At 61.2% G+C, this 8,997-nt stretch carries 9 protein-coding genes; all 9 read right to left on the bottom strand.

What is annotated here, in order from left to right; genetic code table 11:
* Positions 1 to 265: 265 nt before the first annotated feature.
* The 9 genes from ADJ74_RS07425 to ADJ74_RS07385 all read right to left on the bottom strand — a co-directional run bounded on the left by ADJ74_RS07425 (position 266) and on the right by ADJ74_RS07385 (position 8,945).
* The gene (locus tag ADJ74_RS07425; protein ID WP_157040600.1) at positions 266 to 1,900 is read right to left on the bottom strand and encodes a ShlB/FhaC/HecB family hemolysin secretion/activation protein; all 1,635 of its coding nucleotides are present in this window, start codon (positions 1,898 to 1,900) and stop codon (positions 266 to 268) included.
* Between the two features lie 253 nt (positions 1,901 to 2,153).
* On the bottom strand, positions 2,154 to 2,810 hold the full coding sequence (gene upp, locus ADJ74_RS07420) for a uracil phosphoribosyltransferase (RefSeq protein WP_039981014.1): 657 nt from the start codon (positions 2,808 to 2,810) through the stop codon (positions 2,154 to 2,156).
* 25 nt (positions 2,811 to 2,835) lie between these two features.
* Positions 2,836 to 4,098 carry a serine hydroxymethyltransferase gene (glyA, locus tag ADJ74_RS07415; protein ID WP_050343136.1) on the bottom strand — a complete coding sequence of 421 codons (1,263 nt, stop codon included), beginning with the start codon at positions 4,096 to 4,098 and terminating at the stop codon, positions 2,836 to 2,838.
* A 19-nt stretch (positions 4,099 to 4,117) separates the two neighbouring features.
* Positions 4,118 to 4,570, bottom strand: a complete 453-nt coding sequence (gene rpiB / locus ADJ74_RS07410) for a ribose 5-phosphate isomerase B (RefSeq protein WP_050343134.1) — start codon at positions 4,568 to 4,570, stop codon at positions 4,118 to 4,120.
* Between the two features lie 66 nt (positions 4,571 to 4,636).
* The gene (locus ADJ74_RS07405) at positions 4,637 to 5,479 is read right to left on the bottom strand and encodes a metal ABC transporter permease (protein ID WP_050343133.1); all 843 of its coding nucleotides are present in this window, start codon (positions 5,477 to 5,479) and stop codon (positions 4,637 to 4,639) included.
* Positions 5,470 to 6,297 carry a metal ABC transporter ATP-binding protein gene (locus tag ADJ74_RS07400; protein ID WP_050343131.1) on the bottom strand — a complete coding sequence of 276 codons (828 nt, stop codon included), beginning with the start codon at positions 6,295 to 6,297 and terminating at the stop codon, positions 5,470 to 5,472. Before ADJ74_RS07400 ends, ADJ74_RS07405 begins: the two co-directional genes overlap by 10 nt.
* Before the next feature lie 30 nt (positions 6,298 to 6,327).
* On the bottom strand, positions 6,328 to 7,065 hold the full coding sequence (locus ADJ74_RS07395) for an ABC transporter permease (RefSeq protein ID WP_009442856.1): 738 nt from the start codon (positions 7,063 to 7,065) through the stop codon (positions 6,328 to 6,330).
* On the bottom strand, positions 7,065 to 7,955 hold the full coding sequence (locus ADJ74_RS07390) for an ABC transporter ATP-binding protein (protein WP_253271684.1): 891 nt from the start codon (positions 7,953 to 7,955) through the stop codon (positions 7,065 to 7,067). The genes ADJ74_RS07395 and ADJ74_RS07390 overlap by 1 nt, the downstream gene beginning before the upstream one ends.
* A gap of 3 nt (positions 7,956 to 7,958) precedes the next feature.
* On the bottom strand, positions 7,959 to 8,945 hold the full coding sequence (locus ADJ74_RS07385) for a Gfo/Idh/MocA family protein (protein WP_050343129.1): 987 nt from the start codon (positions 8,943 to 8,945) through the stop codon (positions 7,959 to 7,961).
* Positions 8,946 to 8,997 lie beyond the last annotated feature (52 nt).

The raw sequence follows: 8,997 nt of genomic DNA, 5'->3' as shown, positions 1-8,997 counted from the left end.
TGCCTCCCGTCGAACGAGGAGGCTGTGGGGATTGCCCCTCTGCCTCCCGTCAAACGGGGGAGGCTATGTGTGTCACCGCTCTGTCTCCCGTCAAACGAGGAGGCTGTGGGTGTCGCCGCTCTGCCTCCCGTCAAACGGGGGAGGCTATGGGTGTGTTTGCCGTTCTGCCTTCCATCGAACGGGAGAGGCTGTGGTGTTGCCGTTAGCTTCTCCCGTCGAACGAGGAGGCTATGGGGGCTGGTGAAATCTCAAGGAAGATCACCGTTTAGAAGAATTTATAGACCTGAAACCAGAAGCGTCCGCTGCGGTCACTGTCCGAGACCGCAGGCTCGTGCCCAAGCTTCCACGCGTAGTTTACACGAGCGACCCAGTTATCATCATTGCTCCAGTTGACGCCGAGGCCTGCCCCATACAGGCTGCGGCTGTCCGATCCCGTATAGCCGGGATAGCCCTCATGGTAGATGCTCACATGTCCTCCATCGACGAATACGATCATCTGCCAGACGTTGGTATCGCCCTCGCGCGTCGGTACGTTCCACCGCAGCTCCGCCGTCCATTTCCAGCCGTCGTCGCCCGACGCCTCACTGACGGGATAGGCGCGTACGCCGCTCGGCCCGCCGAGGGGGAATTTCTCCGAGGAGTCGAGGTTTTTCTCCGCCCACTGGCGGCTGTAGCTGAGGTAGAGGGCAAGCCGATCGTCGATGTGCTGGAGCCGCGTGAGGTCGAGGTTCCACTTGCCGAAATGCCCTGCCGTGCGCCCCGTCACCGCGTCGTTGAGCCGCTGCATGGGCTCGTCGATCATGACGTTGCCGCGCGTATAGGAGAGCGAGAAGGTGTTGCGCCCGCCCGTCAGGAAGCGGTCGAGGTTGTCCCCATTGATGCCGAACACCCAGTTGCGTGCGTGTTTCGGGTCGCGGAAGGACATCTGCCGCGCCTCGCTGCCCATGCTCTTGAAGTCGAGCCGCACGGAGCCGTAGAGGTTGAGGTCGCGGCTGCGGCGAAAGTTGTGCTGCCAGTTGAATCCGATGCTCTGTAACGAGCCCACGAAATCCATGGAGGAAAATGCGCCGCCAAGGGAGTAGAAGGATCGTGCGTAGCTGATGCCGAACCGCTCGCCCTGCCGCCAGAACGGCGTGCTGTAGGAGACGGAGCCCGACCACATCTTGCCGTTTGACATGACACCGCCGATGGAGAAGATGTCCCCCTCGCGGAAGGGGCTCGCGTAGTTGAAGAATGCGCTGTACTGGTAGCGTCCCGTGTAGCGGTAGCCGCCGTTGTCCACGCCAAGGTAGCCCCACATGCGGTGTCCCTTGCTCTTGACGTTGACGATGAGATCGGTCGTCCCCGGCTCGCTGCCCGCCTTGAGTTTGGTGTTTGCCTCGATACGGTTCATGTCGTTGGTGAGCCAGACGCCGCGGCTGAGTTCGTTCTTGTCGATGATCTGTCCCGGTGCGACGCCCATCTCACGCAGGATCGCCCGATCGTGCACGTAGGTCTCGTTGTTGACGATGATCTCGCCATAGCGCCCCGGTACGATGGTAAAGGTGACGACGCCGTCACGAAATTCCTGCGGTGCGAGGTAAGCAAACGCGACAAAGTAGCCCTTGCCCCGCAGGTATTTCGTAATCTCCTCCGCCTGCGCCTCAAGGTCGGAGAGCGTCGCCTCATGGTGGCGATGCGGCGCGAGTATGTCCCGCAGCTCGGCATCGGTCACGGGATTTTCTCCGCCAAATGTATAGCGTGCGACCCATATACTCTCTGTCGTCTTCTCTGTCGCCTTTTCGGCGGCGTGCACGGCGGGGATGCAGCTCACGGCACAGAGGGCGGTAAGGCCTGCGGTCAGCAGTCGTTTTTTCACGCGATGCGCGTTCGTTACATGTTTTATGTTCATCTGATTCATTCGCACATTTCCTTCTGTTTGCGCGTATTGCTGTCCTTAATAGATACTCTTAATATAGTTATCGCCAGTTTATACTTTATATTAACACATCTATGACTTTATTCCTAGAAACAAATGTTACGGTTCCGCTTTTTAATGTATCAGACAACAATAGAAAAGCCTGTTACACGAAGCTAAAAAGCTTCATGCAACAGGCTTTAATGTCTTATCCGACAGGCGCCCCCTCCACCGCTCGCGCGCGAGGGTGGACAGCTTAGAGTGTTCCGAAAATGCGGTCGCCCGCATCGCCGAGCCCTGGTACGATGTAGCCGTGCTCGTTGAGACAGTCGTCCACTGCCGCGACGTAAATCGGTACGTCGGGATGGTCTGCCGCGACGCGGCGGATGCCCTCAGGAGCGGAGACGAGGCACATGAGGATGATGCTGCGCGCGCCCTTGTCCTTGAGCATGGTGAGTGCTGCCGACGCACTGCCGCCCGTGGCGAGCATGGGGTCAGGTACGATGAGGGTGCGATCCTCGATGCCGCGCGGGAGCTTTGCATAGTACTCGACGGGGGCAAGTGTCTCGGGGTCGCGATAGAGTCCGATGTGGCCGACGCGCGCCGCGGGGATGAGGTTCAGGATGCCGTCGAGCATCCCGAGGCCTGCGCGCAGGATGGGGACGATGCCGAGTTTTTTACCCGCGAGCATTTTGGCATGGCAATGTGCGACGGGGGTCTCGATCTCCACGTCGCGCAGGGGGAAGTCGCGCGTGATCTCGTATGCCATGAGCATGGCGATCTCCGAGAGCAGTTCGCGGAATTCCTTTGTCCCCGTTTCCTTGCGGCGCATGATAGTCAGTTTGTGCTGGATGAGCGGATGATCGACGAGGTGGAGTGTCGGTATGTCGGACGGGCGGAATGTGTCAGCCATGGGATGTTTCCTTTCCACGGGGAGGTCAGTTCTCCCCGAGATGTTCATAGATTGGATATTTTTTGCAGAGTGCATCGACGCGGCGGCGTGCCTCTGCGCGGCGGCTCTCGTCTGTCGGTGCATCGAGGACGTGCGCGATGATGCGTGCGACCTCACGCATGTCCTCCTCGCGGAAGCCGCGCGTGGTGAGTGCGGGCGAGCCGAGACGGATGCCGCTCGTGACGAACGGGCTGCGCGGCTCGAACGGGATGGTGTTGCGGTTCGATGTGATGTTGACCTCGTCGAGGAGTGTCTGCGCTTCCTTGCCCGTGATGTCCTTGTTTGTGAGGTCAACGAGCATGACGTGCGTGTCCGTGCCGCCCGAGACGATGCGGTAACCGAGCTTTGTGAGTTCGTCGGCGAGCGCGGCGGCGTTCTTTACGACCTGCGCGCCGTACTCCTTGAACGAGGGCTTTAGTGCCTCGCCGAGGGCGACTGCCTTTGCCGCGATGACGTGCATCAGAGGGCCACCTTGGATGCCGGGGAATACGGCCTTGTTGATCTTTTTTCCGAGTTCTTCGTCGCGTCCGAGGATGAGGCCGCCGCGCGGGCCGCGCAGGGTTTTGTGCGTGGTCGTGGTGACGATGTCGGCGTAGGGGACGGGGCTGGGGTGCTGCCCTGCTGCGACGAGCCCCGCGATATGTGCCATGTCGACCATGAAGATGGCATCGACGCTTTTGGCGATGGCGGCGATGCGCTCAAAGTCGATGATGCGTGCGTATGCCGATGCGCCTGCGATGATCATGCGCGGATGGTGCTCGGCGGCGAGTTTTTCGAGGGCGTCGTAGTCGATGCGCTCGGTCTCGCGGTCGACACCGTAGGGGATGACCTTGTAGTAGGTGCCGGAGATGTTGACGGGGCTGCCGTGCGTGAGGTGTCCGCCGTCCGTGAGGTTCATGCCGAGGATGGTGTCGCCCGGCTGCAGGAGGGCGAAGAATACCGCCATGTTCGCCTGTGCGCCTGAGTGGGGCTGAACGTTCGCCCACGCCGCGCCGAAGAGTTCCTTTGCACGGTCGATGGCGAGCTGCTCTGCGACATCGACGTACTCACAGCCGCCGTAGTAACGCTTGCCGGGGTAGCCCTCGGCGTATTTGTTGGTGAGGACGCTGCCCTGTGCCTCCATGACGGCACGGCTGACGATATTCTCCGAGGCGATGAGTTCGAGCTTTGTCCGCTGACGGTTGAGCTCGTGATCAATTGCCTCCGCGACCTGCGGGTCTGACTGTTTCAGCGTGTCCATAATGCTCATGTGTACTCTCCCCTAGCTGTTAGCTGTATTTCTGCTGCTCAAGTGCCATGATCTTGTCGACGCGGCGGGCGTGGCGGCCGCCCTCGAACTCCGTGCAGACCCATGCGCGCACGATTTCACCCGCCGGGCCGATGCCCGTGACGCGTCCGCCCATGGCGAGGACGTTTGCGTCGTTGTGTTTCCGCGACATGATCGCCGAGTAGACGTCGCCGCAGAGTGCGGCGCGGATGCCGTCGATCTTGTTTGCCGCGATGGAGATGCCGATCCCCGTGCCGCAGAGGACGATGCCGCGATCCGCCTTGCCGGAGATGACATCAGCGCAGACCTTCTCCGCGATGTCGGGATAGTCGACCGACTCCGTGCCGAAGGTGCCGACGTCCGTGACGCGGACATCCTCAAATTCGTGGAGCACCATCTTGACTTCCTCTTTCAGCTCTACTGCCCCATGATCGCTGCCAATCGTTATTTTCATCCGAACGGCCTCCTTTAGATGTTTTATTTCTGCCCATTTTAGCATAATTCGATGAAAAAAAACAGATCACCGCTGCACGCGTGTACGGAGTGCGAGCGAGAGGAAGAAGATGAGGGCGGCGGCGGCGACGATGGCCGCGCCGGCCGCGATGCCGAGGTAGTAGGCGGAGAAGAGCCCGACGATGCCCGCAACGAGGGCGGTGAGGATGGCGATGAGGTGGTACTCCTTGACGCTGCGCGCCACGTTGCGCGCGGCTGCCCCCGGCAGGACGAGGAGTGCATTGATGATGAGGATGCCGACCCACTGGATGCTGACGGCGACGACGACGGCGAGCAGGGCGGCAAACGCCGCCTCGATGCGTACGACGGAGATGCCGCGGCTGTGCGCGAGTGACGGGTTGACGGAGAGCAGGAGCAGATGGTTGAAGAGGACGGCCCAGACCAGTACGACGAGGAGATCGACGGCGAGCAGTCCCGCGAGGTCGGACGGCGTGATGCTCAGGATGTCGCCGATCAGGAGCGGGGAGAATTTCGAGAAGCCGCCGCCCCGGCTCATGACCATGAGGCCGACGGCGATGGCGGTCGAGGAGAATACGCCGATGACGGTGTCTGCCGATGCCGCTGTCCGATGTTTGATGTAGGTGATGAGGAGGGCAAAGGCGATCGAGAAGATGATGAGCGCGGTGAGCGGCGAGACGATGCCGACGAGCGCGCCGATGGCAATGCCCGTGAATGCACCGTGGCCGAGCGAATCCGAGAAGAACGCCATACGGCTTGAGACGACCATGGTCGAGAGAAGCCCAAAGAGCGGCGTCATGAGGAGGACGGCGAGGAGGGCGTTTTTCATAAAGGTGTACTCTGTCCACGAAAAGGGCAGGAGTGTGTCCATGATGTGATAGATCAGTTCCATGCCGTCCCCTCCTCTCCTGCCGTGCGTTTCTCCGTCGGTGCGTGCAGGCTGCTGAGGTCGGGCAGGATGCCGAAGATCTGCTCCATCGCCGAAGAGCGATAGACCTCCTCGGGCGTACCGGCCGCTGCAATGCCGTGGTTCATCAGGACGACCTTGTCCGCGTGGCGTGCTGTCATGCCGAGGTCATGTGAGATGAGAAGGATCGCGAGATCCTCCTTGGCGCGCAGCTCCGCAACGATTTCGTAGAACAGCGCCAGTCCGCGCTGGTCGACGCCCGAGACGGGCTCATCGAGGAGGAGCAGGTTCGGGATGGGGTCGAGCGCGAGCGCGAGGAGAACGCGCTGCAGTTCTCCGCCCGAGAGTGCGCCGAGGCGGCGGTCGATGAGGTGCTCCGCCCGCACGCGCGCAAGGCTCTGCGTGGCACGTGCACGATAGCGACGTGCGGGGCAGAGCCAGACGGGGCGCGCCGTGATGCACGCCATAAAGAGATCCATGACGGTGGTCGGTGCGCTCACGTCGAGGCGGAGGTACTGCGGGACGTAGCCGATGACGGGGCGGCCGGTATGGCGCCCCTCGGCGTCGACGAAGCGGATGTGTCCCGTGTGCGGCACCTCGCCGAGGATGGCGCGCAGGAGGGTTGATTTTCCCGCGCCGTTCGGGCCGATGATGGCGGTGAGCTCACCGCAGTGAAAGTGCAGATTGACGTGCGAGAAGACGTCAAATGTCCCGTAGGAGACGCCGAAGTCCTCGACGCGCGTGCAGCAGAAGTGCGCGCAGCCCTCTGCTGCGCCGCTGTGATGAAAGATATGCCTGAGCATGATTGTCCTCTGAGTGATATGAGTGATTGCTTAGTCAGTCAGTCGGCGGAATTTCCATGTACCGGCGACGATGCCGAGGATGGCGTAGAGCACGACGACGGCAAGCGAGATAACGGAGTAGTCCCCTGCCCCGCTGAGGCTGCGCAGGAGGTAGCTCGTATGTGTCAGTGGGAGGATCTCCACGAGATAGCGCACTGCATCCGGCAGTGCCGCCGTGGAGAAGAATGTCCCGCAGAGGAACGACATGGGCAGGAGGACGTAGAGGTTGACCTGTCCCATCTCCTCGTAGGTGGAGATATACATCGCCGCGAGAAAGCCAATCTCCGCGAAAATCGCACAGTTCAGCGTCAGCACAAGAAGAAAGAGCGGCGTGACGGAAAAATGTGCACCGAAGAGATAACTCAGTCCGATGATGATCGCCGAGGAGATCAGTCCGCGCAGCACGGCACCCGCGACCTTGCCGATGACGTAGGCATCGGGACGGATGGGGGCGATAAGGTACTCCTCAAGGCTTTTATGGTAGATGCGCTCCGCGTGCACGGGGATGATGCTGTTAAAGCTGATGTTCATGGAGTTCATCGCGAGCAGCCCCGGTACGAGGAAGTCGATGTACGAGCCGCCGCCGACGTCGATGCTCCGCCCGAGTCCCCAGCCGAAGGCGATGAGGAACATGAGCGGCGAAACCATGCGACTCAGGATATATTTTTTCAGGCGGCGGCGCAGCACGATCCAGTCGCGCCAGAACACCGTCCATATATCGCCAAGCATCAGAGCCCCTCCTTCCGTCCCGTCAGCTCGATAAAGACATCCTCTAGATTCGTCGGGCGCAGGAGCACACGCGCCATCGTATCCTCGATGCTGCGCGCATAGCCGCGCGCCTCCTCCTGCATATGGAAAAAGCGGTAGGCGCGTCCGTCCGCCCCATCCCACTCCACGGCGTGTCTGCCCAGCGCCTCACAGAAGGCCTGCGGCGTCTGCAAGTCAACGAGCCGCCCCTTATTGATGATGGCGACGCGTGCGCAGAGCGCCTCTGCCTCCTCGATGTAGTGTGTGGTGAGGAGGACGGTCACGCCGTGCGCTGCGATGCCGTGCACCACATCCCAGATGTGGCGGCGAATCTGCGGATCGAGGGCGACGGTCGGCTCGTCGAGAAAGAGCACACGCGGTCGGTGGATGAGCGCACGCGCAATGAGCAGCCGCCGCTTCATCCCACCCGAGAGCTGCCGCACACCGTCGTTGCGCACCTCCATGAGCGACATCTCCGTCAGGAGCTCCTCGATGCGTGCCGTGCGCTCCGCACGCTCCATGTGGTGCAGGCGCGCGTGCAGCTCCATATTGTCCCAGACGGTGAGTTCCTGATCAAAGTTCACGTGCTGCGGTACGACGCCGATCTGTGCCTTGACACTGCGCTCTGCCGCGTGGATGTCCTCTCCGCCGATGCGGATGCGTCCGCTCGTCGGACGGGTCTGCATGGTGAGCATCCGGATGATCGTCGTCTTGCCTGCGCCGTTCGGGCCGAGGAGGCCGAACACCTCGCCGCGCCGTACGGAGAGCGATACATCATTGACGGCGGTCTTCCATGCGCTCTCTTTTTTCTCATTGGTATGCGGAAATTTTTTGACGAGATGTTCCATCTCGATCATCATGTCATTGTCCATGTATCAATCCGCCCGAAACTGGATGCCCGCCATCAGGCGTGCTTTTTCTATGACGGCCATCACCGCACGCGTCACGGCAAAGCCATCCTCCACGGCGGCGTAGTCCCGCTGCTGATATATATGCTGCATCTCCTCAAACTCGTGCACCATGCGGTGCTCGTGGCGGTTCAGCGCGAAGGTCTCGGGCGCCGCACCGCGCAGGCCGATGGTGAAGGAGCGCAGTTCGTTCGGCGTGCCGTCGGTGCGAATCCAGCCGTTCTCGCCCTGGATCATGAGGAACGAGGGGCTGCTGCTGTCCTTCGCCGCTGCCGACGAGGCGCAAAAGCCGTCGTAGCGCAGGGTCATCACCCCTGATGTGTCGATGCCGTTGAATCCGATGTTTGCCAGATAGGATGCAGACAGAGGGCGTCCGAAGAGTGCGATGATGAGCGCTAGGTTGTAGACGTTCAGGTCATAGAGTGCGCCGCCCGAGCAGGCAGGGTCAAACGCGGGAGCAACGTCGCGCGCGAGGTAGCGGTCGTAGCGGCTCGAGTACTGGGAGAAGTTCGCCTGTACGAGGCGGACGAGCCCGAGCAGGGGCAGCCGCTCCACGATGCCGCGAAAGTTCGGCATATAGAGCGGCGTCATTGCCTCAAAGACATAGCTCTGTGCCGCACGGGCGCGCGCGATCAGCTCCTCCGTCTCTGCGAGGGTCGAGGCAAAGGGTTTCTCCACGATGACATTCCAGCCCGCCGAGATCGCCTGACGCGCGTAGTCGAAATGTGCGCTGTTCACGATGCCGAGGTAGACAAAGTCGGCCGCATGGGATGCGAGCAGCTCGGCGTAGTCGGTCACGACATACGGGATGTCAAACTCCTGCGCCATGCGTTCCGCTTTTTCCCTGCTGTGCGGACGTGCACAGAGCACGGGAACCTCCACACCTCTCACCATGCGCAGTGCATTAAGCGCCTCGCGTGCGATCATTCCCGTTCCGACGACTGCAATCTTCATTCGCGTACTCCTGTCTACCGTTCTCTTACGTTTCGTGCCATTTATTATAACA

It is taken from the genome of Selenomonas sp. oral taxon 478, from assembly GCF_001189555.1.
Classification (GTDB): Bacteria; Bacillota; Negativicutes; order Selenomonadales; family Selenomonadaceae; genus Centipeda; species Centipeda felix.
Note: the sequence above shows the minus strand (reverse complement) of the source record. Positions and strands in the feature narration are given on the sequence as shown.